Source organism: Corynebacterium maris DSM 45190 (assembly GCF_000442645.1).
Classification (GTDB): domain Bacteria; phylum Actinomycetota; class Actinomycetes; order Mycobacteriales; family Mycobacteriaceae; genus Corynebacterium; species Corynebacterium maris.
The window spans coordinates 2,581,877-2,607,487 of record NC_021915.1 but is presented as its reverse complement, the minus strand read 5'-3'; the positions used below and the strand labels follow the sequence as shown (position 1 = coordinate 2,607,487).

Genomic DNA, 25,611 nt, shown 5'->3' with positions numbered 1-25,611 from the left:
GCGATGAGCACCGCCGACAAGCTCGCGGACCTGCGCGAGCGGCTGGAGACGGCGCAGGACCCCGGTTCGGAGCGCGCGCGGACCAAGCGCGACGAGGCCGGCCGCTCCACCCCGCGCGACCGCATCGCCCGCCTGCTGGACGAGGGCTCTTTCACTGAGATCGGCGCTTTGGCCAAGACCCCGGGCGTGGACGACGCCGTCTACTCCGACGGCGTGGTCACCGGCTACGGGCGCATCGACGGCCGCCCGGTGTGCGTCTACGCCCACGACAAGACCGTCTACGGCGGCTCGGTCGGGGTGACCTTCGGCAAGAAGGTCGTGGAAGTCATGGAGATGGCCATCAAGATCGGGTGCCCGGTCATCGGCATCCAGGACTCCGGCGGCGCCCGCATCCAGGACGCGGTGACGTCGCTGGCGATGTACTCGGAAATTTCGCGGCGCCAGATGCCGTTGTCCGGGCGCAGCCCGCAGATCTCGATCATGATGGGCAAGTCCGCCGGCGGCGCGGTGTACGCGCCGGTGACCACCGACTTCGTCATCGCGGTCGACGGCGAGGCGGAGATGTACGTCACCGGCCCCAATGTCATCCGCGAGGTCACCGGCGAGGACGTCACCTCCGCGGAGCTCGGCGGGGCGCGGCAGCAGGAGCTCAACGGCAACATCCAGGCCGTCGTCGACTCCGAGGACGACGCCTTCGACCTGGTCCGCGACCTGCTCGGTCACCTGCCGCTGACGTGTTTCGACGAGACGCCGGCGGTGCTGGCCCCCACGGACGAGGACGTCTCCGGCGAGGACGAGCTGGTGCTGGACGAGTTCATCCCGGACGACACCAACGCCGGCTACGACATGATGGACCTGCTGGTCCAGCTCGGCGACGACGACGATCTCATCGAGCTGCAGGAGAACTTCGCCCCGAACATGATCACCGCCTTCGGGCGCATCGACGGCCAGACGGTGGGGTATGTGGCGAACAACCCCATGCACCTGGCGGGCTGCATCGATGCGGACGCCGCCGACAAGTCGGCGCGGTTCATCCGCATCTGCGACGCCTACAACATCCCGATCGTCTTCGTCGTCGACACCCCCGGCTACCTGCCCGGGGTGGAGCAGGAGAAGGCCGGCCTGATCCACCGCGGCGCGAAGCTCGCCTTCGCCGCGGTGGAGGCGACCGTGCCGAAGGTGACGCTGGTGGTGCGCAAGGCCTACGGTGGCGCGTACGCGGTGATGGGGTCGAAAAACCTGGCCGGAGACATTAACCTGGCGTGGCCGACCGCGCAGATCGCCGTGATGGGTTCCGCCGCGGCGGTGGTGATGATCCAGGGCAAGCAGCTCGACGCGATCACGGACCCGGAGCAGCGGGCGCACATGAAGAAGGTGTTCATGGACTTCTACGACGAGTCCATGACCAGCCCGTACGTCGCCGCGGAGCGCGGGTACATCGATTCGATGATCCAGCCGCACGAGTCCCGGCTCGCGCTGCGCCGGGCGCTGCGTCAGCTGCGCACCAAGGACGTCCGCGACCTGCCGAAAAAGCACAACATCATCCCGATGTAACACGATGGCCGCCGTGGCCGACAGATAGGGAAGAAGAGCTTGCCGACGTCCCGCCCTGTCGCAGGGCGGGCGCGTGGTCGGCAGGCCAGACCGTGAACACCGCCAACTATCTCTGGAGGCACTCATGCTTAGCTCCGCAGTGGACATCATCTTCGAGCTCGTCAACTACATCGTGATGGGCGCCAATTACCTGGGCGTCAGCGTCCTCTAGCCTGGCCGGGCCCAGGTCAAGACCAGAAGCGCCGGGCATCCCACTCAGACTGAGTGGGATGCCCGGCGCTTCGTCGTGTCCGTGCTTTAGACCGCGACCGTCGTTTTCCGCCGGGTGACGGCCGTGGCCACCGCCCGCCAGCCGAGCATGAGGATCACGGACATGACCGAGGCGACGATGATGAACGACCAGTGGGGGAAGGCCTGGTTGCGGATGCCCCAGATACTTAAGCCGACGACGACCACGATGAGCCACGCGACCCAGCCCGCTGGGTGCAGCTTCGCCCCGTCCCACTTGGCGGCGGCGATGACGACCCAGGCGGCGGCCACGCCGATGAGGAAAGGCCACAGCGTGGACAGCCAGCCGCCGAAAGTGAACGGCATGTCGTCGGACTGGTGCGCCATGCGGGCGAGCAGGGCGAACACGGCGATGGCGACGACGTCGGCGATGATGGCACTGGCGCGGCTCATGGTGGGCGACCTCCAGGGTGCGGGGTGGGGCAGTGTCGCCGATGAGTCTAGCTCTTTAGGCGCTCTGGGCTGATTCCTGCGCACGCCGGCGCAGCTGGTGGGGGCCGCTGAAACCGTCGCGGGCGTAGTGGACCACGTAGACGATCCATCCGATGACGGTGATCAGTGCGAAGGAGATCACCCGGTAGACCAGCGCGGCGGCGGTCGCGTCGACGGCGGTCATGCCGGTGGCCACCAGCGTGGCGATGATCGCCGCCTCCACCGTGCCCAGGCCGCCCGGGGTCACCTGCGCCGAGCCGGCGAGTTTGGCGGTGATGTAGGCCAGGGCCACGCCCATGACGGTGGTCTGGTTTTCCCCGGCGGTCAGCCCGGGCAGGTGCCCGCTCACCGCCCACACGGCCAGCCACAGGGTCGCGGCGTCGAATAGTCGATTGGCCAGCGAATAGATGGAGACGACCGCGAAGGAGCCTCCGGAGAAATGCACGGAGTCCAGTTGCCGGATCTGCTCCACGGCGCCGTTCACACCCGCCTGCCGGTCGCGTCGCAGCAGCCCGTTCAGGCGCGGCAGGAGGGAGCGGATCCACCGCTCCAGGGTGGCCGGGTTCTTCATGATCCAGTACACGCCCGCCCCGGCGGCGAGCATGAGCAGGAAGCTGACCCCCAGCGACCACACGGAGACCTGCGCGCCGAGGAAGAGTACGGCGGCGGCGCCGATGAGCACCAGCCACATCGTGGAGATCGCGGAGCTCATGATGAAGAACCAGCCGCACAGCAGGATGCTCGCGCCCCAGCGCCGTTGCACCTGGAAGGTCAGCACCGCAGAGAAGGCCGGGCCGCCCGGCAGGGACGTGGACCAGGCGTTGGAGGCCAGGGTCAGGGCGTTGGTCTCGTACAGGGGGACGCGCACGGAGCCGGCGCGCAGGAGCAGGCGCATCACTTCGGCCATCGCCAGGATCGACAGCAGGGCGCTGAGCGCGGCCAACACCAGCGGCCCGGGGGCCGTGTCGCGCAGTTCCGCGACGGCCTGGCCGATGAACGGCAGCTGGTCCCGGAAGGCCAGCAGCACGATCACCAGGATCGCCAACGACGCCGACCACTGGAACCAGCGGTTGGCGGCGAGGGCGCGCAGGGACTTCATCGACGGTCGGGGCCGCCCTGCTCGCGCTCCTCCTGCAGTCGGCGCATCAGCTCGGCGAAGGGGATCAGCTCGGTGTCCTGGTTGGTGGACACGCCGCTGCGGGCGGCGTGCGAGTCCTCGGCGACGGTGACCTCGTCGACGGAGAGATCCTCTTCCTCGGGCACGACCGGGTCAGGCACGGCCGGCTGCTCCGCGGTGACGTCGTTGCTGGGCAGCGGCGGCGCGGTCTCTTCGGCGGCGTCGGCCTCCGCCGCGGCTTCGGGTTCGACCTCGGCGGCGGTGGAGGCGGCCCCGGCGCCGACGGCCGCGGGTTCGCGCTCGCGGTGGACGGGGGCGTCAACGCGCTCGGTGACCGGGTCGTCGTCGCCGCCGTGGCCGCCGATGGAGTGGTAGATCTTCTTGACCCACGCCGGCGCCCACCAGTTGTCCTCGCGCAGCAGGTGCATGACGGCGGGCACCAGCAGCAGGCGGATCACGGTGGCGTCGATGGCCAGGGCGAAGATCAGCCCGAAGGCGATGTACTTCATCATCACGATGTCGGAGAACGCGAAGGCCGCGGCGACGAAGATCATGATCAGTGCGGCGGAGGTGATGATGCTGCCGGTACGCGCGGTGCCGTAGACGATGGCCTCGTCCGAGGTGGCGCCCTTGTCTCTGGCCTCGACCATTCTGGAGGCCAAGAAGACTTCGTAGTCGGTGGACAGGCCGTAGATGATGACGATGATCAGCACCACCACCGGGCTCATCAGCGGGCCCGGCGTGAAGTTCAGCAGCCCCGAACCCAGCCCGCCGACGAACATCAGGGTGAGGATGCCCAGGGTGGCTCCCAGGCCCAGGACGGTCATGATGATCGCCTTGGCGGGCAGGATCAACGAGCCGAACACCAGCGCCATCAGCAGGAAGGTGGCGACCACGATGTAGATCGCCATCCAGGGCAGGCGTTCGAAGAGCGCCTCGATGGACTCGGTCTCCATGGCGGGGGTGCCGCCGATGTAGAGCCCGACGCCTTCCGGGGCCTCGATGGCGCGCAGCTGGTCGAGGACGTACTGGTTGTCGTCGCGGTCCTCGATGCCGGCGGAGAGCACGGTCGTGCCGTCGACGGTCTGCGTCATCGGGCTCAGCGGCTCGGTCAGGCCTTCGACGTCGCGGGTCTGCATGACCACGTCGACGAGCTGGGCGTTGGTGGCGTCGGTGACGACGAGCTTGATCGGCTCGGTGCGGAAGTTCGGGAACTTCTCGTTGAACTCGTCTTGGGCGACGCGCGTCTCCTGGGTCGGCGGCAGGTAGGTTTCGTTGATGCCGCCGAACTTGGTGCCGGCGACCGGCAGGGTCAGCAGCACCAGTCCGCCGGCGACCACGACGGTGAGGACCTTGGCGTTTTTCGTGGCCCAGGCGGGGATCTTGAACCACCAGGTGTCCTCAAGGCGGCGGGCGGTGCGGTTGGTGCGCCGGATGGACCACTTGTCGATGTTGTGGCCCAGCATGCCGAAGACCGACGGCAGCACCGTCACCGACAGCAGCGCCGCCAGTACGACGGCGGCGATCACGCCGTAGGAGACGGACTTGAGGAAGGCCTGCGGGAAGATCAGCAGGCCGGACAGCGCCACCGCGACGATGAGCGCGGAGAACACCACCGTCTTGCCCGCGTGCGTGGTGGCCTGGGCGACGGCGTCTTCGACGGATCTGCCCTTGTCCAGCTCCTCGCGGAAGCGGGAGACCATGAACAGGCCGTAGTCGATGGCCAGGCCGAGTCCCAGCAGGGTGACGATGGCCTGGGCGAAGACGTTGACCTGCAGGACGCCCGCCAGCATGGACAGTACGCCGAGGGAGCCCAAGATCGTCAGAATGCCGACGATCAGCGGCATGGCCGCGGCGACCACGGAGCCAAAGACGAACAACAGCAGCAGGGCCACGAACGGCAGTCCGAACATTTCGGCGCGGCCGATGTCGTTGGCCATGCCGTCATCCAGGGCGTCGGCGACGGCGGTGGCGCCGCCGACCTGCACGGTCATGCCCTCGGGCAGGGCGTCCGCCGGCGGGACGAGGTCGTCTTCGATGGCCCGGAAATCCTGCAGCGTCTGCTCGCCGTCGCCGGCCAGGCCGATGGCGGCGAAGGCGGTCTGCCCGTCGTCGGTGATCAGCTGGGCGTTGCGGGTGCCGAAGTAGCTGGTGACGTGCGCGATCTGTTCGTCGTGCTCGGCCTGTAGTCGCTCCAGGTGGGCGGCGCCGGCCTCAAAGACCTCCGGGTCGTTGATGCCGTCCGGGGATTCGAACAGCAGGATGACGTCGCCGGAGTCGTCGCGTCCGAAGACCTCCTGCTCGATGGCGGCGGCCGTCGTGGACGAGGCCGTGGGATCCTCCCAGCCTTCCTGGCTCATCCGGTCGTCGAGGCGGGTGCCCCAGCCGAAGAAGAGCAGCAGGACGACGCCGATCATCACCAGCGGGACGATGCGGCGGTGCCGGTAGGAGAAATAGCCCCATTTGAGGAACACGTGGCGTTGCCTCCTTGACGCAGTTAGTGGTGCTTCGTGTTGACGAGGGCGGACAGGGGACGAAACGGCTGGAGCCAGGCGCCTTCGTCGGGCAGCTGATCCAGGTTGACGCGCGGCAGCGGTTCCCGAAACACGCCCGGGATGTCCTCCAAGTCGAGGAATTCAATCGACTGTGAGGATACCGCCCAGGCGGCGTGCTCGTGGAAGCCGATGACGGTGACGGGGACGCCTTCGTCGTGCAGCTCCTCGAGCGTGTCCTGGAAGTTCTGCCCGTCGGCGGAGGCCACGACCAGCCCCTTGAGCACGCCCTCCTCGTGGCGGCGGCGGATGTGCGCCAGCATGTCGGGGTCGACGTCCGAGTCGTCGGTGATCTTCGGCTTGGCGAAGACCGCGAAGCCGACGTTGCGCAGGGCCTCCACCCAGGGGCGGACGACGTCGGCGCTGCCCGGGGCCACGTTGGTGAACACGGTGGCCTCCGGCTCGATGTGGGTGCCGGAGCGCCGGGCGATCTGCTCGGCGCGGGCGATCAGCCACCGGCCGATGGCGTCGAAACGCGGCCGGTACGCGGCGGTCGGGCGGCCGCCGAGGATGGCCCCCAGGCCCATGTCCAGGTTGGGGGCGTCCCAGATCAGGAGCAGATCGTCCGGGCCGGTGACGGCGCCGGAGTTGTAGTGGTGGGCGGCTTCGTGGATATCTGACATGGCGGGGCTCTTTTCAGGTGAAAATCAATAAGTGTTTAAGTGACACCCACCCTATTCCGGATTCGGTGCGTCGGTACGCTCCCACAGGTATTCCCGGATGACGTGATCCTTGGTCAGCCCCTTGCCCTCAAACTTCGTGATGACTTGCCGGTCGGTCAGGATCGGGCAGTCGTCCCACGGCCACCCCTTGTAGTCCAGCAGCGGCTCCACGTCGACGAGTTCGTCGATCCACTCGGCGTAATCGGCGTGGTCAGTGGCCACGTGCAGCACGCCGCCCGGCTTGAGGCGGGAGGCGAACAAACGCAGCGGGCCGGACTGGATGATGCGGCGCTTGTTGTGGCGCGCCTTCGGCCACGGGTCAGGGAAGAAGACGCGGATGCCGTCCAGCGAGTTGGGCGCGATCATCCGGACGAGCACCTCGATGCCGTCGCCGCGGACCATGCGGACGTTGTCGGTGCCGGCGCGGACCACGGAGCCGAGCAGCTTGGCCAGGCCGGGCTTGTACAGCTCGACGGCGATGACGTTGGTGTCTTCCTCCAGCGGCGCCATCGCCGCGGTGGAGGTGCCGGTGCCGGAGCCGATCTCGACGATGGTGGGGTGCCCGGTGCGGCCGAACCACTCGTCGAGGTCGATGCGTTCGTCGGCGAGCACCCTGCCCAGGTGCGGCCAGTGCTCGTTGAACAGGGCCTGCTGGTTGTCGGTCAGCGTGCCGCGGCGGAAGCTGACGGTGCCCAGGCGCGGGTAGTCCAGGCCGTCGTTGAAGTCCGTCTGGAGCGGGCGGCCGGCGGGCAGCTCACCGAGCGGCTCCTGCCGGGGGGAAGTGTCTTCAGGGCTATTCACCACTCCTATTGTTCACGTGACGTGCGCCTGTTCCAATTCCTTGCGGTGGAAAACGGGCGGCTGCGGCGAGAGTCGGCCGGCGGGGCTGGGGCGGGGCGGAGGCCGGAAGTCGGGGCTGGGCCGGAAATGAGAGTCTTTTCCCGGGGAAACTGTGTGTTTACGGGCCCCGAAAGGGGGTGGATGGACAGTGGCATACCCCATGTACGTATGTGACCTATCCTGCATTACACTGGGAAAAGTGCTGGTAGTGACCACTGGTCAGACGTACGACCATTGAGTATGACCCACGTGGGCGATAATGCCCGATATCGTTGGGGGGAGTACTCCCATCGCGAGCATTCAGTCAGGAGATGTGCATGACCACCGCAATCAAGGGCCTTGTCGGAGAAACGCCGACCCAGAATGAGGAGTTGATCACCTGGATCAACGAGGCCGTCGACCTTTTCCAGCCGGAAAGTGTGGTCTTCTGCGACGGTACCCAAGAAGAGTGGGACCGTCTCACCGGTGAACTGGTCGAAGCGGGAACGCTGATCAAGCTGAACGAGGAAAAGCGCCCGAACAGCTTCCTCGCCCGTTCGAACCCGGCCGACGTCGCGCGCGTCGAGTCGCGCACCTTCATCTGCTCGGAAAACGAGGAAGACGCGGGCCCCACCAACAACTGGGCCCCGCCGGCCGCCATGAAAGAGGAGATGCGCGAGCAGTTCCGCGGCTCCATGAAGGGCCGCACCATGTTCGTCGTGCCCTTCTGCATGGGCCCGATCAGCGACCCGGAGCCGAAGCTCGGCGTCCAGCTGACCGACTCCGCCTACGTCGTGCTGAGCATGCGGATCATGACCCGCATGGGCCAGGAGGCGCTGGACAAGATCGGCGTCGACGGCGACTTCGTGCCGTGCCTGCACTCCGTGGGCGCCCCGCTCGAGCCGGGCGAGGAAGACGTCGCGTGGCCGTGCAACGACACCAAGTACATCACGCACTTCCCGGACACCAAGGAAATCTGGTCCTTCGGCTCCGGCTACGGCGGCAACGCCATCCTGGCCAAGAAGTGCTTCGCCTTGCGCATCGCTTCCGTCATGGCCAAGGAAGAGGGCTGGATGGCCGAGCACATGCTCATCCTCAAGCTCACCAACCCGGAGGGCAAGTCCTTCCACATCGCCGGCGCCTTCCCGTCGGCCTGCGGCAAGACCAACCTCGCCATGATCACCCCCACCCTGGAGGGCTGGACCGCCGAGGTCGTCGGCGACGACATCGCCTGGCTGCACCTGCGCGAAGACGGCCTGTACGCCGTCAACCCGGAGAACGGCTTCTTCGGCGTCGCACCGGGCACCTCGTACAGCTCCAACCCGATCGCCATGCGCACCATGGAGCCGGGCAACACCCTGTTCACCAACGTCGCGCTCACCGACGACGGCGACGTCTGGTGGGAAGGCATGGACGGCGAGAAGCCGGCCCACCTCATCGACTGGCAGGGCAACGACTGGACCCCGGACTCCCCGCAGCCGGCCGCCCACCCGAACTCCCGCTACACCGTCGCCATCTCCCAGTGCCCGACCGCGGCGCCGGAGTACGACGACTGGAAGGGCGTCAAGCTCGACGCCATCCTGTTCGGCGGCCGCCGCGCGGACACCGTCCCGCTGGTCACCCAGGCCACCAGCTGGAACCACGCCACCATGATCGGCGCGACCCTGTCCTCCGGCCAGACCGCCGCCTCCGCGGAGGCCAAGGTCGGCTCCCTGCGCCACGACCCGATGGCCATGCTGCCGTTCGCCGGCTACAACATCGGCGACTACCTGCAGAACTGGATCGACATGGGCGCCAAGGGCGGGGACCGTCTGCCGGAGGTCTTCCTGGTCAACTGGTTCCGCCGCGGCGAGGACGGCCGCTTCCTGTGGCCGGGCTTCGGCGAGAACTCGCGCGTGCTCAAGTGGATCACCGAGCGCGTCGAGGGCAAGGCCGGCGCCGCCGAGACCCTCGTGGGCCACACCGCCCGCGCAGAGGACCTGGACCTGAGCGGCCTGGACACCCCGATGGAGGACATCGAGGCCTCGCTGGCGGTCATCCCGGACGAGTGGGCCGCCAACATCGAGGACAACGCCGAGTACCTGACCTTCCTCGGCCCCCGCGTCCCGAGCGAAGTGCACGAGGAGTTCGAGGCGCTCAAGACCCGCATCACTGAGGCACAGAAGCAGGCGTAACACCTCCTTCCGGCCTCGTCGGCCGAGCCGAATCCGGCCCGCCCCTCCTCAGGAGGGGCGGGCCGGATTTCTCTTTCCCTGTTCTCAGCGCTTCTGGGCAACCACCACCAGGTTGCTCACCAAAAACTCCCGCAGCACCGGCACCCGCACCAGCCACCACGCCCACGACGGGTGATAGCGGGGAAAACACAGCCGGACGTCGGCGAGCCCGCGCGCCTCCAACGACCGCGCCCACGCCAGCCCGTCGGCGCAGGAGACGTCGAACAACGACGTGCCGAACACGTTCTTCGGGGGATGACCGTGCTTACGCGTGTGGCGGTCGCGTGCGAACTCCCCGCCCACGTAGTGCTCCCACACCCCGGTCTCATGCCCGCCGAAGGGGCCGAGCCAGACCGTGTAGCTCAACACCGCCAACCCGCCGGGGCGCGTAACCCGCACCATCTCGTCGCCGAGGGCCGTGAAATCCGGGACGTGCTCGGCCACGTTGGAGGAATACACCACGTCGAAGGCGTCGTCGCGGAACGGCAGGGCGGCGCCGTCGCCACGCACCCCGGCGGCGACCTCGATGCCGGCGGCGGACATCTCGCCCACGTCCGGCTCCAGGCCCACGTAGCCCGCGCCCCGGGCGTGGAAGGCGTCGGCGAAGTAACCGGGCCCGCCGCCGACGTCCAGCACGGACGCCCCGGCCAGGCCGGCGCCCGTAATGTCGAGGGACACCGCGGCGATTAACTCGGCAGTGTCCTCGGCCAACCCGCCGTAGAAACGCGCTGGGTCGGCCTGTTCCGAGGGGAAGGAGCGCAGCAGCCCCATGGAGCGGGACAGCGTGGCGAGGGAGGCGGTGGCAGGAAAACGGGCGTGGCGGTTCATCCTCGTCAGTGTAAGGCGACGCCACGGCGATAAGTAGGCTGGTGACGGAAACCATGAAGATTCTTTTGTTGTGTTGGCGCGACTCCACCCACCCGCAAGGCGGCGGCTCGGAGCGCTACCTCGAGCACGTCGGCGAGTACCTCGCGGCCCGCGGCCACGAGGTGGTCTACCGCACCGCCGGGCACACCGAGGCCCCGGTCAAGACGGAACGCGGTGGGGTGCGGTATGTGCGGGCGGGCGGAAAATTCACCGTCTACCCGCGGGCGTTGGCCTCGATCCTGCTGGGCCGGCTGGGGATCGGCTCGCTGCGCGGGGTGGACGTGGTCGTGGACACCCAAAACGGCGTCCCGTTCTTCGCCGCCCTCGTCGCAGGCCGTCCCACCGTGTTGTTGACCCACCACTGCCACCGGGAACAGTGGCCGGTGGCGGGCCGGCTGCTCGGCCGGTTCGGCTGGTTCCTCGAATCCCGGGTGGCCCCGCGGATCTACCGCGGACGGCCGTACCTGACGGTGTCGCAGGCGTCGAAAAGCGAGCTGGCGGAGCTCGGCGTGGACGCTGACGACGTCCGCATCATCGCCAACGGGGTCGACCCGGTGCCGGGCAGTCTGCCGCAGCTGACCGACGACGGGGCGCTGCACCTGGTGACGCTGTCTCGCCTGGTGCCGCACAAGCGGCTGGAGCACGCGATCGACGCGGTCGCCGACCTCGTCGACGAGCACCCCAACGTCGTCCTCGACGTCATCAGCTCCGGCTGGTGGGAGGACAACCTGCGCTCGTACGCCATCCAGCGGGGCGTCGCCGAGCGGGTCATCTTTCACGGCCAAGTCACCGAGGATTACAAGCACGCGCTGCTGGCCCGCGCCGCCGTGCATCTGATGCCGTCGCGCAAAGAGGGGTGGGGGCTGGCGGTGATGGAGGCCGCCCGGCACGCGGTGCCCACGGTCGGCTACCGGGTCTCCGGGGGCCTGCGCGACTCCATCCGGCACGAGGAGACCGGTCTGCTGGTGGAGACGCTGCCCGGCTTCATCGCCGCCGTCCGCGAGCTGCTCGACGACCCGGCCCACCGCAGTCGGCTCGGCGCGGAGGCGCTGGCCTGGAGCGGGCAGTTTTCCTGGGACGACACCGGCGCACAGTTCGAGGAACTGCTCACGGGATTGACCGCGCAAGATTCCTAGACCGCAGAGCCCACAACCCCGCCAGCATCAGCGGCACCGCCAACCACCAGGCCAGCAGCGCCACCCCGGCCGCAGGCAGCCCCCGGGCGGGGGCTCCGGTCTCCACGACGCGCTCGCCGTCCACGACGACGCCGACGCCGAGCTCCGCCAGCGCCTCCACATCACGCTTCGCCCACGCGCGCTGCGCCGCCTCATAACGCGGGGACGGCGCGTCGACCCGCACCCCGTCGACGACCAGCTCCCCGGACTGGACCACCGACAGCGCCTTGGTGAAGGGATCGACGACGACCATGCCGTCAGCACGCGTGCTCAGCCCGGAGCGGCCGGGGAAAAACACGTCGCGCCCGTCCGCGAATTCCACCAGTCCCTCATCCACGGCGACGTGCACCGGCGCAATCTGCTGCACCGCCTTGGGCGCGTCCGGCACCTGCAGAATCGCCAGCACCACGATCAACCCGGCCGGGATCGGACGCGCCAGCCCGGCCAGAGCCACGTAGGCGGGCAGCGCGAGCGCCACCAGCTTCTGGCCGTCGCGGAGCAACCCCGCGCCCGGCACGGTTTCCACGAGCCAGCCGACGGCGCCGGGTAAAAGCCAGACCGCGATCGCCCCACTGAGGCCCGCCGCGGCGAGGACTAGCAGCACCGGCGGGCAGCGGCGGGCGCTGAGCAGGAGAACGACAAAAAGCAGGACGCCGGCCAGCGCGAAGCCCACCGTGCGGGAGGCGGGCACGGCGGCGGCGTTCCAGATCCCGCCGAGCCCCAGCAACGCTCCCAGGGTGCCAGCGTGTTCTTCCGCCCGCGGCGCGAAAGCCGCGACCGAGGCCGCCGACGAGGTCGTCGCCCCCGCCCCGGCCAGCAACCCCGGCACCACCCAGGGCAGACAGCACGCCACGCCCACGGCCAGCGCGCTGAGCCGGTGCCGGCCGCGGGCGGTGACGACCGCCGTGGCCGCGGCGAAGAGCCCACCGGTGGGGGTCAGCGATGCAGCGAAGATCAGCAGCCCCTGCGGCAGCGGCCGGCCCGTGAGCCCGGCGGCCGCGATGGCGGGCAATAGCCAGGCGGCCACCACCAGCGACCAGTGGCCCTGCAGGAGGCGTTCGACGGCGAACGGGTTCCACACGGCCACGGTCATCGCCGCGGCGATCGGCAGCGCCGTGACCGGCGACCCCGCCCGGCGCCGAACCACCGCGGTGAGCCAGGCGGCGCCGGCGGCCGCCCCCGCGGAGGCGACGACGATCACGACGCGCGCGAACCAGGAGGCCGGCAGCAGCGTGCCGACGAGCGCCAGCAGCCCGTCCTGCGGCACGTTGCGCGCCGCCAAGTCGCCGAAGCCCAGCGCCGCGGCGGTCAGCGCCGGGTGATCCAGCACCAGCATGTCGCGCGCGGCAAGTTGCCCCGGGCGGAGCAACGGCCAGGTGAGCAGGCCGACGAGCAGGACGGCCCAGGCGGCCAGCGCGGCGACCACCCCCGGGCGCGGCATTCTAAAGCTCGGCGGGGGCGGTCAGGGTGCGGGCCCGGTTACCGCGGACGCGGACGACGTGCACGACCAGCGCGGCGATCAACGCCAGGGCCACGGCGTTGGCCACCCACGCCAGGATCTGCAGCCCACGCAGCACCGCCAGGTCGGGTCGGGCCTTGTCCGCCTGCTGTTCCCGGGTGTCGGCGTCCCAGTCGGCGTCGGTGTGCAGGAGGGTGCGCAGCGGGTGCGCCGCCCCGTCGGTGGCGGCGATGAGGTCAGCGGCGTCCTCGTCGTCCGTGGCCAAGTAGAGGTGCAGGGTTTCCCGCACGTCCAGCACTGTGCCGGTCTCCGGTTCGACGAAGACGGTTCGGTCGACGGCGTAGTAGGGGTCCAGGGCCACGCCGGTGTCGTCGGCGAAGCCGCGGTCGGCGCGCTCGGCCGGAGTGTAGAAGCGCTCGGCGGGGCCGAAGAAAGTCTCCTCCGACGGCCACGGCAGGGCCGTCCCGTCGAGGGTCTGGGAGAATTCCCAGGCCTCCAGCCCGGAAACCTCGGTTTCACCGACGTAGTCGATGGGCGTGGGCTCCTGGGCGAGAACGTCAAAGTAGAGGTAGGAGCGCCGTTCGGTGGTGAAGGGGAAGAACCACTGCAACCCTTCGCGGACCTCCGGTTCCCCGGCGGCGTCGATCTGCAGGGCGGGGGAGGTGATCGTCGTGTGGGCGCGGGGCTCGGGGACGGGGAAGTTGGAGTCGCGGCTGATCCGCAGCTCGTCCTCGATCTCCAGGGCGGTCGGACCGGCGACGTCGACGGTGATGTGGGTGGTGACGTCGGCCTCGATGTATTTCTCGGCCGGGGCCGTGGCCGTGGTGCGCTCCACCTGGGCGGGGCCGGTGACGTGGAAACAGCTCAGCGGGGCGGCGTCCCCGTCGGCGCACTCTTCCCGGCCGGCGTTGCCGGGGGTAGGGGCGCCGTCGCGGAAGGCGGCGACGTCGAGCAGCTGCGCCTCGGCGGGGGCGGTGCGATACGTCGAGGAGACGTTCGTGTCCTGCAGCTTCATCAGGTTGATGAGCAGGGGCGGGGCGACATGCCCCGCCACCAGGGCTACGGCGACGCCGATGAGCAGCCACAGCATCCACCGCCGGTTCGGGGTGGTCGTTGATCTCTTCACTCGCGCGTCCTCGTCGATGGGGCTGGATACACTGTTCGCTACCAAGACAAGCACGTGCGGCAGTCAGATGTGAGCGAGGTGGGCGAAATAGCCACGGCCAGTGTGTCACCATCATATAAAAGGGGCTTCAACCCGTCGTTGGAGGGACTGCGCGCCGTGGCCTCCTTCGGGGTGCTCGCCACCCACGTGTCCTTCCAGACCGGCATGGACCCCGCCACCCCGGTGGGGTCGGTGCTGGCGCGTTTCGATTACTTCGTCGCGGTGTTCTTCGCGCTGTCGGCGTTTTTGCTCTGGCGGGGCCAGCTGGGCGGGCGTCGCATCCGCACCGGCGGGGACGTCGCCCGCTACTGGCGCAACCGCCTCGGTCGCATCCTGCCCGCCTACCTGGCGTGCGTGACGGCGGTGGTGCTGTTGCTTCCCGACGCCGCCGGCATGGACGTGGGCCAGATCCTGGCGAATCTGACCATGGCCCAGATTTACGTCGCCGACGGGCTCGCCCCCGGGCTGACGCACCTGTGGTCGCTGTGCGTGGAAATGGCCTTCTACGTGGCACTCCCGGTGTTGGTGCTGCTGGCCCCGGCGCGGCGCACCGGGCGTATCGTGTTGACGGTGCTGGTGGCGGCACTCAGCCTGGGGTGGGCGTTTCTGCCGTTCGTGGAGGCCACCCCGGCCGAGGGGGTGGCCAACCGGCAGATCTGGCCGCCGGCCTATGCGTGCTGGTTCGCGGTGGGGATCCTCGCCGCCGAATGCGAGGGGCGGGTCGGCCCGCGGGTGCGGCGGGTGCTGCGTATCCGTTGGCTGTGGTGGGCGCTGGCCCTGGCCACGGCCTGGGTTGCCGGCCAGGAGTTTTTCGGCCCGCTGGGGCTGACGCACCCGTCGCCGGGGGAGTTCGTGCTGCGCATTCTGGCGGGCACGGTGTTCGCCGCGGCGTTGGTGGTGCCCTACGCGCTGGCCCCGGCGAACGGGTGGTTGGCGTCGCCTGTGATGACGTGGCTGGGGCGGATCTCGTATTCGGTGTTTTTGTGGCACCTGGCGGTCATGGCGGTGGTGTTCCCGTTGAGCGGGATCGATTACTTCCAGGGCGGGCAGGATTTCCTGCCGGTCTTCGTGCTCACCGCGGCGATCACGGTGGTGGTCTCCGCGGCGAGTTATGTCTTCGTCGAGGAGCCGGCCCGGCGCTTCGTGCGTGCGCTGGGGGCGCGCGGGTCGTCGACGTCGACGACCAGGCACGACACCGTGAGCGCGCAGACGGCTGCCAGCGCGAGTTCGTCCCCGGCGTAAGCGGCGTCGGGCCAGGGGGCACGTGCCAGCCAGGCGCCGGCGATCGCCCCGGCCGCACCGGTCAGCAGCGGCGCCGGGATGACCGTGAAGCGGCGGATTGCCGCGGCGACGAGCACGGCGGCCAGGCCCGCCCAGCCGACCGCGACGGTCAGCGCCACGACCACGGCCACGAGCAGGCCCCACCCGGAGCCGGGGCGCTCCACCAGGGTTGCGGCCGCGTGACGACGCCCGCGGGTCACCACCAAAAACACCGTGCACAGCAGCGTCAGCGCCGCTGCCGCGATCCCGCCGCCGAGCAACGCCGCCCGGTAGGCCGGGTCGCCCGCGAAGGAGAAGGTGACCTGTCCGCCGAGGCCGGCCGGAATCACAAAAGCCTGCATGCCCGCGTCCACCCGGCGCGGCTGCAGCGCGACCCCGTCGAGCTCGGCCTCTAGTCCGGGGTTCGCGGAGCGGGCGGTCAGCAGCAGGCGCTGCGAGTCGGCGGGCTGGATCTGGGTGCCGGTGTCGGTGAACGCGGGGCTGGGGTTAAAGCCGGGTTCGGTCAGGGTGACCCAGCGGGCGTCGGTGCGCAGGCGATGCTCACCGGGCTCCAGGGTGAGCTCGGTACCGGCGGGATGCGCGACGCCGTCGATGAGCACCTCGTCGTCGCCGTCGCCGAGGCCGACCTCGACGGCCATCTCGCGCGGGACGGTGAAGTCGCGGATGATCACCCCGGTGTCCACGACGATGCGCTGGAAGAGGAATTGCCGCACCTCGGGGGAGGTGTCCGGCACGGTGACCGCCCGCTCCACGGGGTGGTCTTCGACGGCGAGTTCCGCGACGCCCACGGGCGCAGGTCCCACGAGCGTGACCCGCACCGTGTCCGTCGCCGGGCCCGGCACGACGACCTCGGTCTCCTCGTCCGCGGCCAGGGGGACCTCGACCCGGGGTGCGTCCGAGTCCAGCGGGCCGGTGGAGACGACCACCGTGGTGTCCTCCGTGGCGGTGACCCGCAGATTCGCCTGCGCCGGGAAATCCCCGCGCAGCTCGATCCACTCGCCCTCCGCCGGACCGGGCGTCGGCCACCACGCGGTGCGTTCGTCGCCGTCGACCGCCGCCGTGATCGAACGCGCCGGGTCCGCCCCGCCGAAGCTGGTGGCGTCGGCCGCCGAACTCGACGCGGCGACCCGCCCGCCGTGCTCGTCCACCCGGGTCAACGGGCCGGCCGACGGGTAGTCGAGGACGCGGTTGCGCACGTCCGCGCCTTCGGCGGGCGTGGCCAGCGGCGCGGAGACCGCAGAATCCAGGGTGCCGTAGTTGCGGGCCACCAGCATCGGGGTGTCGGTGACTACCTCCGCGCCGGAATCGACCAGCTCGCGCGGACCGGGCCCATAGAGCATGTCCAGCAGCGCGAGCGATTCCCCGCCGCCGGCCACCGCCACCGGATCCTGCTCCGTGACGGCCATGCCCGCGGCGTCGTCAAGCAACACCACCTCGATCTCCCCGTCGCCGAAAGCGTGCACGCGGGTGTCGGCGGCGTCGGCGATCGCCCCGGCGTCGACCGGTTCGCCGCCCACGCCCTCGTCCAAGTCGTGGCGCACCAGCACCGCGCCGACCCCCAGGCTGCGCAACGCTCGCGCGCCCGCCGCCGGGTCCTCGTGCAACGCCGCCATCACCCCGTCGAGCCCCCGGATCGCCTCCGGATCCACCAACGGAATCGCATCCCGGACCGCCCACGGCACCTGAAGCAACGGCTGCGCCGGCTCATCGCGCGTCCACCCCCACTCCTGCCGCGCGAAAGACGCCTCCGGGGTGATCAGCGTGCGCGTGCCCGCCGCCCGCTCGTTGAGAAAATCCGTCGCCGCCACCCAATAGTCGGGCACCTCCTCCCACGTCCCGCGCGGCAACAGGCGCCCCGACCACGCCGGCGCCACCGCAGCGCAGGCCACCACCACGACCAACCCCGCCGCCGCATGCCGACGCCCCGGCGCCAACCACTGCGCCCGCCCCCGCGGAAACGACAACGCCGACCCCATCCCGGCGAGCCCCACCAACAACGGCAGGCGCACCAACGGATCAAACTTGTGCACGTTACGCAGCGGCGCGCCGAGCCCGTCGAGAAACTCCAGCCACACCTGCCCGAACGGCCCGTGCGCCGCCCCCAACACGGCCACCCCCACCGCCAACATCGTGATCCACAACCCCCGCGCCGGTACCCGGTGCGCCGGCGCGGTCCGCGCCAGGCCCACCAATCCCACGACCGCCACGGCCATCGTCACCAGCACAAACACCGGCCACGTCACCAACATCACGCCCGCGACGCGCTCGGAGTCCGCGAACGGCGACCAACTCGTCGTCCCCCGTAAAATCTCCGCCAGATTCAGCCACCGGGTGGTCACGAAAGACGACTCGATGAAATCCGTGAACGGCGGCGAATACCGCCCCAACACCAATAGCGGCCCGATCCACCACGAACTGACCACCGCGCATCCGACCAGCCACGCCACGGCGAACCCGGCGACGCCGCGCCGGGAGTTCTCCCCCGGGCACGCGATCAGCCGCCAGGCCAGCGCCACGCCCGCGGGCAGGCAGGCGGCCAGCGTGGCGGTGGCGTTGACCGCACCCATCAGCGCCACAGGGATCAGGGCGGCGGCCACGCAGCGCCAGCTCAACCGCGCGGTGAGGAAGGCGGCGAGGACCCAGGGGGCCAGCATGACGGGCCAGGTCTCCGAGGAGATCGCCGTCAACGTGCTCAGGGTGCGCGGCGACAGCGCATACAGCGCGGCCGCCATCACCCGGAAGACCGGGGAGCCGACCCGCAGCCGGTCAGTGAGCACCAGAAAGCCGGAGAACCCGACGCCGGCGACCACCGTCCACCACAGCCGCTGCGCCACCCAATCGGGCAGCGGGTCCGCGAGCACGAAAAACAGGCCCTGCGGGAAGAAATACCCGTAGGCTTGGTTTTGGAGTTGGCCGAGCGTGAAGTCGTCGGTCCACGCGCTGGCGGCGCGCGACAAAAAGCCGACGGGGTCGGCGACGAGGTCGAGCTTGGTGTCGGCGGCGACACGCCCCGGCGACTGCGCGAACATGACCACGGCCAGCACCAGCCAGCCGATCACGTGCGTCAGGGCGCGCGGGCGCATCCGCACGGGGTTACTCGCGGGAGCCGTACTCGGGATCGCCCAAAAGCGCCTGTTCGGCGGGCACCGCGTTGGATTGCGGAATGGCGCCGCCCGAGAAGGAGGCCACCCCGAGCACGCCGACGACACCGAGCGCCACGCCGACGACGGCGCTGGCCACGACGGGGCCCAGCGTGCGACGGTTGAGGGAATCGGATTCGAAAGCCATGCGGATAAATCTACCAGTGCGGGGCGGATACTGGAATCATGGACGAGACGCGCAATACTGGAGCGCATGACGAAGGGGGAGCGCTTGTGACCATTGATCGACGCCGCCCGCGGGCGCTGGGTGCCCTGGGGGCGGCCCTCGCGCTGCTCGTCGCCGCCTGCGCCCCGGCAGAAGAGGCGCCGTCGCCCGTCGCGACGGACACCAGCGTGACGACGTCCACCACGACGTCGACGAGCCCCCGGCCAACCCCGACGCCGACGCCGGCGCCAGAACCGACGCCCGAGGAGATCGCCGCGCAGCGCGTCCCGGACGACGAGCGCGCCACCATCGCCTCCCTCATGGTCGTCGGCGTGACCGACTACGACGACGCCCTGGCCAAACTGCGCCAAGGAGTCGGCGGCATCTTCATCCCCAGCTGGGCGGATTCGCGCCTGTTGCACGAACCCGGGCGCGACGTCGCCGCCCTACGGGAGGCCGTCGGTCGGCCGTTTTCCGTCTCCATCGACTTCGAGGGCGGGCGCGTGCAGCGCCACTCCGAGGTCCTCGGCGACCACCCCTCGCCCCGGGAGCTGGCCGCGACGATGAGCCCGCAGCAGGTCGAGGAGGCCGCCCACGGGCTGGGGCGCACCCTGCGCGCCCACGGGATCACCGTCGACTACGCCCCGGTGCTCGACATCCATGCCGCCGGCCTCGAGGTGGTCGGGGACCGGGCCTTCAGCGCCGACCCGTGGGTCGCCGGCGACTACGGCGCCGCCTTCGCCCGCGGACTGAACCGGGCCGGGGTGGCCCCGGTGTACAAGCACTTCCCAGGCCACGGGCGTGCCAGCGGTGACACCCACCACGTCGCCGCCGTCACCCCGCCCTGGCCGGAGGTCGCCGCCCACGACGCGGCCGCCTGGGCCGTCGCCCTTAAGCAGCGCCCCGCCGCCGTCATGGTCGGGCACATGATCGTGCCCGGCCTCGGCGAGCACGTCCCCGCCTCGTTGAATCCGGAGGTCTACCGGGTGCTGCGCGAAGGGGATTACCCCGGTGGTCAGCCGTTTCACGGTTTGACCTACACCGATGACCTGTCCGGCATGCGGGCGATCACCGACGCGATGAGCCTGCCCGAGGCCGTGGCGCGTGCGCTGGCCGCCGGCGCGGATCAGGCGCTGTGGTCCTCTGGCGCGGAGATCGGCCCGGCCGTCGACGCCGTCCAGCACGCCTTAACCCAGGGAGAGATCTCCCCGGAGGCCGTGGACGCCGCGGCGCAGCGGGTCCAACTCCAACTGGTCTACGCGGGGTTGTGAGCGCGGCAGAACTAGGAGCTTTCCGTTCGCTGCAACTACCCTGGACGTCGTGAGCGGATCAACGAGCAAGCGTAGTAACGGCCGGGGCTGGAAAGTCGCCCTCGGCGTTGTCGTCGGCTTAATCCTCATCGCCGTCGTGGCCTACGGCGTCGACTACTTCGCCAACAAGGACAAGGTGCCGCGCGGCACCGCCGTCGGCGGCGTGGAGATCGGCGGCATGGACAAGGCGGAGGCCAGCCAGACTCTGCAGGCAGAACTCGGCGGCGTGGAAACCGACCCCGTCACCGTCGCCGCCGGGGAGCTGACCAGCCAGCTCATCCCGGCGGAGTCCGGCCTGGGCATCGACTGGGACGCCACCGTCGCCGCCGCCGGTGAATCCTCGGCGAACCCGCTGGTGCGTATCGCGGGGTTGTTCACCACCCGGGAAGTCGACGTCGTCTCCCAGACCGACGAGGCCGCGCTGAACCCGCAACTGGACCGCGTCGCCGGGGAGCTGTTCGTCGCCCCGGCCGACGGCGCCGTGGGGATTGAGGACGGCGAGGTGCGCGTCACCGACCCCGTCGTCGGCCAGGAAGTCGACCGCGCCGAATTACAAGGCGAGGTCACCGACGGCTGGCTCGACCCCGCCGGCGTCGAGGTCGAGGCCCTGCCGCTGGAGCCGGCCATTAATCAGGACGTCGTCGACGACGTCGCCAATGGTGTGGCCGCCGAAGCCGTCTCCGGCCCGCTCGTGCTCAGCGGCGACGATGACGTCGACGGCGTCATCGAGCCCGCCCGCATCGGTGAATTCGTCGCCTTCCGCAATGAAGACGGCGCCATCCTCCCCGACGTCGACGTCGAGGCGGCCACCGCGATCCTCGACGAACAGCTGGCCGTCACCGAGACCGAGTCGATCAACGCCCAGATCCTCTCCGACGGCTCGATCACCCCGCACCAGGACGGTCGTGCCGTCGACTGGGAGACCACCATGGACGGCTTCGTCGAACGCGTCCTCGGCGACGAGCCCCGCGAGTGGGACGCCCTCTACGAGGACGACCCCGCGGGATTCACCACCGAGATGGCGCAAAACGCCGAATTCAACCAGGTCATGGGCGAATTCACCACCTCCGGCTACTCGACGACCTCCGGGCAGAACATCGCCGTGATCGTCGGCGACGTCTCCGGCGCCATCGTCGCCCCCGGTGAAGTCTTCTCCCTCAACGAGTTCACCGGCCCCCGCGGCACGGCCCAGGGCTACGTCGAAGGCGGCATCATCGAAGACGGCCGTGCCGGCACCGCCGTCGGCGGCGGCATCAGCCAATTCGCCACCACCTTGTACAACGCCTACTACTTCGCCGGCCTCGAGGACGTCACGCACACCCCGCACAGCTACTACATCTCCCGCTACCCGGCCGGGCGTGAGGCCACCGTCTACGAAGGCGCCATCGACCTGGCCTTCCGCAACCAGACCGACGTGCCGGTGCGCATCGAGGCCACCGTCGGCGGCGGCTCGTTGACCGTCCGCATCATGGGCGTGGACCAGTACAACGTGGAATCCGTCAACGGCGGCCGCTGGGCGGCCACCCAGCCGCGCGAGATGAGCGTCTCCGGCAGCGAGTGCATCCCTTCCAGTGGCAACCCGGGCTTCACCACCTCGGACACCCGCATCGTCCGCGACAAGGCCGGCAACGAGGTCTTCCGCAACACCGAGACCACCGTCTATGACCCGCAGCCCATCGTCCGCTGCACGGGCTAGCCCGCTGTGGTCAATGTCACTTCATTTGCCCTCGTGTGGGACGAGTCGGGGTAGCCGCGTAAGCTTCCCGCTGGGTGAACCGCAAGGGCTGCGGTCACCGGAGGAGTGAGAATGTCCAGGGTTAAGTTTCACGGCGACCAGCAGTACCCGCTGGAGATGCACAAGGTTCGTATCATCCAGAAGTTGAACCTGCTGCCGATCGAGGAACGCCTCGACGCGCTGCAGCAGGCCGGTTACAACACGTTCCTGCTGCAGAACGACGACGTGTTCCTCGACATGCTCACCGACTCCGGGGTCAACGCCATGAGCCAGGAGCAGCAGGCCGCGATGATGCAGGCCGACGACGCCTACGCCGGCTCCTCCACCTACACCCGCCTGGAAAGCAAGGTCCGCGAGCTCTTCGGGATGCGGTACTTCCTGCCCGCCCACCAGGGCCGCGCCTGCGAGAACATCATCTTCTCCACGCTCGTCGACGACGGCGACGTCATCCCGATGAACTACCACTTCACCACCACCAAGGCCCACATCACGGCCAACGGCGGCACCGTGGCGGAATACCTCCACCCGGAAGGCATCGACGTCACCGCGGAGCACCCGTTCAAAGGCAACATGGACGTCGCGCAGCTGCGCGAGCTGCTCGCCTCCGACGCGAATGTGCCGCTGGTGCGCATGGAGGCCGGCACCAACTTGATCGGTGGCCAACCCTTCTCGCTGGAGAACCTGCGCGAGGTCCACGCCGTCGCCCAGGAGTACGGCATTCCGCTGGTATTGGATGCCTCCCTACTGCAGGACAACCTGTACTTCATGAAGAAGCGGGAAGAGCAGTGCGCCGACATGGAGATCCGCGAGATCGCCATGGCCGTCGCCGACGCCTGCGACATCTTCTACTTCTCTGCCCGCAAGCTCGGCTTCGGCCGCGGCGGCGGCATCTGCATCCGCGAGGAAGAGACCTACAAGCAGATGCGCGGCCTGGTGCCGCTGTTCGAGGGTTTCCTCACCTACGGCGGCATGTCCGTCCGCGAGATGGAGGCCATCACCGTCGGCCTGGAAGAGACCATGGACTACGACATGATCTCGCACGGCCCGGAATTCATTGAGTACACCGTGCGCGAGCTGGACGAGCGCGGCGTGCCCGTGATCAAGCCCGCCGGCGGCCTGGGCGCACACCTCAACGCGATGGACTTCGTCGACCACATCCCGCAGACCCAGTACCCGGCCGGCGCGTTGAACGCGGCGCTATACCTGACCTCCGGGGTGCGCGGCATGGAGCGCGGCACCATGAGCGAGGAACGCGACGCCGAGGGCGTCGAGCCGCTGGCGAACATGGAGCTGGTGCGTTTGGCATTGCCGCGGCGCGTGTTCACGCTCTCGCAGCTGAACTACCTCATCGACCGCGTGACCTGGCTGCACGAGAACCGTGAACTCATCGGTGGTCTGGAGTGGGAGGAGGAGCCGGAGATCCTGCGCTTCTTCTACGGTCGGGTGCGCCCGACCTCGGACTGGCCACAGAAGCTGCTGGCCAAGTTCCGCGAGGACTTCGGCGACTCGCTGTAAAACACACGCCATGTTTCACGTGAAACATGAATGACAAAAGGGGGCGACCGTATCGGTCGCCCCCCTTTTTGAAGTGGAGCCGGTGACGAGAATCGAACTCGCACCCTCAGCTTGGGAAGCTGATGTTCTACCACTAAACTACACCGGCATTCGCCCGCATCGCTGCGTGCCAAATAACTGTAGCACTGGGGCCCGGCCCACGGAGAAACCGGGGCACGTAGACTGGTGTCGTGCTTCTCTCAGACCGTGACATCAGATCCGCCGTAGACTCCGGCCGCCTCGGCATCGAGCCATATGAGCCACGATTGGTGCAGCCGTCGAGCATCGACGTCCGCCTGGACAAATACTTCCGGGTGTTCAACAACTCGCGATACACCCACATCGACCCCAAGCAGCCGATGGATGACCTGACCACCATGGTGGAGGTGCCGGAGGAGGAGCCTTTCGTCTTGCATCCGGGCGAATTCGTGCTCGCCTCCACGTTGGAGATGTTCACCTTGCCGGAAGACCTCGCCGGCCGCCTGGAAGGAAAAAGTTCTCTGGGTCGTTTGGGGCTGTTGACCCACTCGACCGCCGGTTTCATCGACCCGGGTTTCACGGGATGCATCACCCTGGAGCTGTCGAACGTGGCGAACTTGCCGATCACGCTGTGGCCGGACATGAAGGTCGGCCAGCTGGCGATCTTCCAGATGTCCTCGGCCGCCGAGGTGCCCTACGGCACGGGTCAGCTGGGGTCGAAGTATATGAACCAGCGCGGCCCCACGCCCTCGAAGTATTATCTGAACTTCCGCTAGGTTTCACCCCTCGTTAAGGCCGCGTCGCTATCCTAGGCGTTTATGCGTATGTCGGTGATCGGCACCGGGTATCTCGGTGCCACCCACGCGGCCTGCATGGCGGAACTCGGCCATGAGGTCATCGGCGTGGATGTGGATGACAATAAAATCAACCAGCTCACAGGCGGCGAGGTGCCGTTCTACGAACCGGGGCTGCCGGAGATCCTGCGCAGGAATCTTGACGACGCCCGCCTGCGCTTTACCGCCGACTACGCCGACGCCGCGGCCTTCGCCCACGTGCACTTCCTGGGCGTGGGCACCCCGCAGGAGCGCGGCTCCTATGCCGCGGATCTGACGTATGTTAACGCGGTAATCGACACGTTGGTGCCGCTGCTTGAGGGCGATCACCTGATCGTCGGCAAGTCGACGGTTCCGGTGGGCACCGCCCAAGCCCTGCAGGAACGCGCCGACGCGCTGGCCGGGCCAGACACGAATGTGGAGATCGCCTGGAACCCGGAGTTCCTGCGCGAATCCCACGGCGTGGAGGACACCATCCACCCCGACCGCATCGTCATCGGTCTGCGCGACGGCTCCCGGGCGGAGGGCGTGTTGCGGGAGGTCTATGCCTCGCAGATCGCCGAGGACATCCCCTTCCTAGTAATGGACCTGGCCACCTCCGAGCTGGTGAAGGCGTCGGCGAACGCGTTTTTGGCCACCAAGATCAGCTTCATCAACGCCGTCGCCGAGGTCTGCGAGGCCGCCGGCGCCGATGTGACCAAGCTGGCCGACGCCATCGGCTACGACGAGCGCATCGGCCGGAAGTTCCTCGGCGCGGGCTTAGGCTTCGGTGGCGGGTGTCTGCCGAAGGACATCCGCGCGTTCATGGCCCGGGCCGGCGAGCTGGGCGCTGACCAGGCGCTGACTTTCCTGCGCGAGGTGGACGCCATCAACATGCGCCAGCGGGAACGTCTGGTGCTGATGGCCAAGGAGTTCCTCGGCGGCTCGGTGATGGGCCGGCGCATCACGGTGCTGGGCGCGGCGTTCAAGGCCAACAGCGACGATGTGCGGGATTCGCCGGCGTTGTCGGTGGCCGGTCAGCTCAACCTGGCGGGAGCTGACGTCAGCGTGTTTGATCCGCAGGCGATGGGCAACGCGCGGAAGGTGTTTCCGACGCTGACCTACGCCGACACCCTCGACGAGGCATTGACGGGCGCGGATCTGGTCATTTTGGCCACCGAGTGGCGCCAGTTCCGGGACATGGACCCGCGCCACGTGGGTGAACTGGTCGCGCAGCGGCGGATCATCGACGGCCGCAACGTGCTCGACGTCGACGCCTGGCAGGCGGAGGGGTGGACGATCGGCGCCCTCGGCCGGAGCCTGTGAGGGCA

General features: G+C 69.0%; 19 protein-coding genes, 1 tRNA gene and 1 pseudogene. 10 read left to right on the top strand and 11 right to left on the bottom strand.

Annotation, left to right across the window (positions count from 1 at the left end; translation table 11 throughout):
* Positions 1-3 precede the first annotated feature (3 nt).
* Positions 4-1,554 carry an acyl-CoA carboxylase subunit beta gene (locus B841_RS12145; protein ID WP_020935793.1) on the top strand — a complete coding sequence of 517 codons (1,551 nt, stop codon included), beginning with the start codon at positions 4-6 and terminating at the stop codon, positions 1,552-1,554.
* Between the two features lie 73 nt (positions 1,555-1,627).
* Positions 1,628-1,765 carry a hypothetical protein gene (locus tag B841_RS13930; protein WP_156844813.1) on the top strand — a complete coding sequence of 46 codons (138 nt, stop codon included), beginning with the start codon at positions 1,628-1,630 and terminating at the stop codon, positions 1,763-1,765.
* Positions 1,766-1,851: 86 nt separating this feature from the next.
* Here the strand turns inward: B841_RS13930 and B841_RS12140 are convergent, their stop codons facing one another.
* From B841_RS12140 to trmB, 5 genes are read right to left on the bottom strand one after another with little or no spacing between them, the layout of a single operon-like run.
* Positions 1,852-2,235 carry a DUF3054 domain-containing protein gene (locus B841_RS12140; protein ID WP_020935792.1) on the bottom strand — a complete coding sequence of 128 codons (384 nt, stop codon included), beginning with the start codon at positions 2,233-2,235 and terminating at the stop codon, positions 1,852-1,854.
* Positions 2,236-2,290: 55 nt separating this feature from the next.
* Positions 2,291-3,373, bottom strand: coding sequence for a lysylphosphatidylglycerol synthase transmembrane domain-containing protein (locus B841_RS12135; RefSeq protein ID WP_020935791.1), 1,083 nt, complete (start codon positions 3,371-3,373; stop codon positions 2,291-2,293).
* A complete protein-coding gene (locus B841_RS12130) occupies positions 3,370-5,865 on the bottom strand; it encodes an MMPL family transporter (RefSeq protein ID WP_020935790.1) in 2,496 nt (831 codons plus the stop codon). The genes B841_RS12135 and B841_RS12130 overlap by 4 nt, the downstream gene beginning before the upstream one ends.
* 23 nt (positions 5,866-5,888) lie before the next feature.
* The gene (locus tag B841_RS12125; RefSeq protein ID WP_020935789.1) at positions 5,889-6,566 is read right to left on the bottom strand and encodes an NYN domain-containing protein; all 678 of its coding nucleotides are present in this window, start codon (positions 6,564-6,566) and stop codon (positions 5,889-5,891) included.
* 51 nt (positions 6,567-6,617) lie between these two features.
* On the bottom strand, positions 6,618-7,406 hold the full coding sequence (gene trmB / locus B841_RS12120; RefSeq protein WP_020935788.1) for a tRNA (guanosine(46)-N7)-methyltransferase TrmB: 789 nt from the start codon (positions 7,404-7,406) through the stop codon (positions 6,618-6,620).
* Positions 7,407-7,762: 356 nt separating this feature from the next.
* On the opposite strand from trmB, the gene B841_RS12115 reads away from it, so the two are divergent.
* On the top strand, positions 7,763-9,598 hold the full coding sequence (locus B841_RS12115) for a phosphoenolpyruvate carboxykinase (GTP) (protein ID WP_020935787.1): 1,836 nt from the start codon (positions 7,763-7,765) through the stop codon (positions 9,596-9,598).
* An 84-nt stretch (positions 9,599-9,682) separates the two neighbouring features.
* Here B841_RS12115 and B841_RS12110 read toward each other — a convergent pair whose 3' ends face one another.
* On the bottom strand, positions 9,683-10,465 hold the full coding sequence (locus B841_RS12110) for a class I SAM-dependent methyltransferase (protein WP_020935786.1): 783 nt from the start codon (positions 10,463-10,465) through the stop codon (positions 9,683-9,685).
* A gap of 53 nt (positions 10,466-10,518) precedes the next feature.
* Here B841_RS12110 and B841_RS12105 point away from each other — a divergent pair, with 53 nt between their 5' ends.
* Entirely contained in the window at positions 10,519-11,640 is a 1,122-nt protein-coding gene (locus B841_RS12105) for a glycosyltransferase family 4 protein (protein ID WP_041631903.1), read from the top strand.
* Here B841_RS12105 and B841_RS12100 read toward each other — a convergent pair.
* Complete coding sequence (locus B841_RS12100; protein WP_041631902.1) at positions 11,612-13,120, bottom strand: hypothetical protein; 1,509 nt, start codon at positions 13,118-13,120, stop codon at positions 11,612-11,614. The genes B841_RS12105 and B841_RS12100 overlap by 29 nt on opposite strands.
* Before the next feature lies 1 nt (position 13,121).
* Positions 13,122-14,264 (bottom strand): porin PorA family protein, encoded by a 1,143-nt coding sequence (locus tag B841_RS12095; RefSeq protein ID WP_156844811.1) that lies wholly within the window; start codon positions 14,262-14,264, stop codon positions 13,122-13,124.
* A 102-nt stretch (positions 14,265-14,366) separates the two neighbouring features.
* Here B841_RS12095 and B841_RS13685 point away from each other — a divergent pair, with 102 nt between their 5' ends.
* Complete coding sequence (locus tag B841_RS13685) at positions 14,367-15,545, top strand: acyltransferase family protein (protein ID WP_281168152.1); 1,179 nt, start codon at positions 14,367-14,369, stop codon at positions 15,543-15,545.
* 1,259 nt (positions 15,546-16,804) lie between these two features.
* On the opposite strand, the pseudogene B841_RS14265 reads toward B841_RS13685, so the two are convergent.
* A pseudogene (locus B841_RS14265) lies at positions 16,805-18,667 on the bottom strand (DUF3367 domain-containing protein); the annotation flags it as partial.
* Positions 18,668-18,677: 10 nt separating this feature from the next.
* Positions 18,678-18,872, bottom strand: coding sequence for a DUF2613 family protein (locus B841_RS12085; RefSeq protein ID WP_020935780.1), 195 nt, complete (start codon positions 18,870-18,872; stop codon positions 18,678-18,680).
* Between the two features lie 92 nt (positions 18,873-18,964).
* Between B841_RS12085 and B841_RS12080 the strand changes: the two genes are divergently transcribed.
* The 3 genes from B841_RS12080 (at position 18,965) to B841_RS12070 (ending at position 23,450) form a co-directional block, all read left to right on the top strand.
* Positions 18,965-20,161 (top strand): glycoside hydrolase family 3 N-terminal domain-containing protein, encoded by a 1,197-nt coding sequence (locus tag B841_RS12080; RefSeq protein ID WP_052337832.1) that lies wholly within the window; start codon positions 18,965-18,967, stop codon positions 20,159-20,161.
* 49 nt (positions 20,162-20,210) lie between these two features.
* Entirely contained in the window at positions 20,211-21,896 is a 1,686-nt protein-coding gene (locus B841_RS12075) for a VanW family protein (RefSeq protein WP_052337772.1), read from the top strand.
* A gap of 111 nt (positions 21,897-22,007) precedes the next feature.
* Positions 22,008-23,450, top strand: a complete 1,443-nt coding sequence (locus B841_RS12070) for a tryptophanase (RefSeq protein WP_020935777.1) — start codon at positions 22,008-22,010, stop codon at positions 23,448-23,450.
* 74 nt (positions 23,451-23,524) lie between these two features.
* Here the strand turns inward: B841_RS12070 and B841_RS12065 are convergent.
* A tRNA-Gly gene (locus B841_RS12065) sits at positions 23,525-23,598 on the bottom strand.
* An 82-nt stretch (positions 23,599-23,680) separates the two neighbouring features.
* Here B841_RS12065 and dcd point away from each other — a divergent pair.
* Together dcd and B841_RS12055 are read left to right on the top strand one after the other, a co-directional pair.
* Positions 23,681-24,244, top strand: coding sequence for a dCTP deaminase (dcd, locus tag B841_RS12060; RefSeq protein ID WP_020935776.1), 564 nt, complete (start codon positions 23,681-23,683; stop codon positions 24,242-24,244).
* Between the two features lie 42 nt (positions 24,245-24,286).
* A complete protein-coding gene (locus B841_RS12055; RefSeq protein ID WP_041631901.1) occupies positions 24,287-25,606 on the top strand; it encodes a UDP-glucose dehydrogenase family protein in 1,320 nt (439 codons plus the stop codon).
* The last annotated feature ends 5 nt before the right edge of the window (positions 25,607-25,611 follow it).

Excerpts from the sequence above, each read along its gene's own strand:
- B841_RS12135 (WP_020935791.1), bottom strand. The coding sequence starts at position 3,373 with ATGAAGTCCCTGCGCGCCCTCGCCGCCAACCGCTGGTTCCAGTGGTCG.
- B841_RS12125 (WP_020935789.1), bottom strand. The coding sequence starts at position 6,566 with ATGTCAGATATCCACGAAGCCGCCCACCACTACAACTCCGGCGCCGTC.
- B841_RS12070 (WP_020935777.1), top strand. The coding sequence starts at position 22,008 with ATGTCCAGGGTTAAGTTTCACGGCGACCAGCAGTACCCGCTGGAGATG.
- B841_RS12100 (WP_041631902.1), bottom strand. The coding sequence starts at position 13,120 with ATGCCGCGCCCGGGGGTGGTCGCCGCGCTGGCCGCCTGGGCCGTCCTG.
- B841_RS12085 (WP_020935780.1), bottom strand. The coding sequence starts at position 18,872 with ATGGCTTTCGAATCCGATTCCCTCAACCGTCGCACGCTGGGCCCCGTC.
- B841_RS12145 (WP_020935793.1), top strand. The coding sequence starts at position 4 with ATGAGCACCGCCGACAAGCTCGCGGACCTGCGCGAGCGGCTGGAGACG.
- B841_RS12115 (WP_020935787.1), top strand. The coding sequence starts at position 7,763 with ATGACCACCGCAATCAAGGGCCTTGTCGGAGAAACGCCGACCCAGAAT.
- B841_RS12140 (WP_020935792.1), bottom strand. The coding sequence starts at position 2,235 with ATGAGCCGCGCCAGTGCCATCATCGCCGACGTCGTCGCCATCGCCGTG.
- B841_RS12105 (WP_041631903.1), top strand. The coding sequence starts at position 10,519 with ATGAAGATTCTTTTGTTGTGTTGGCGCGACTCCACCCACCCGCAAGGC.
- B841_RS12110 (WP_020935786.1), bottom strand. The coding sequence starts at position 10,465 with ATGAACCGCCACGCCCGTTTTCCTGCCACCGCCTCCCTCGCCACGCTG.
- B841_RS12055 (WP_041631901.1), top strand. The coding sequence starts at position 24,287 with ATGCGTATGTCGGTGATCGGCACCGGGTATCTCGGTGCCACCCACGCG.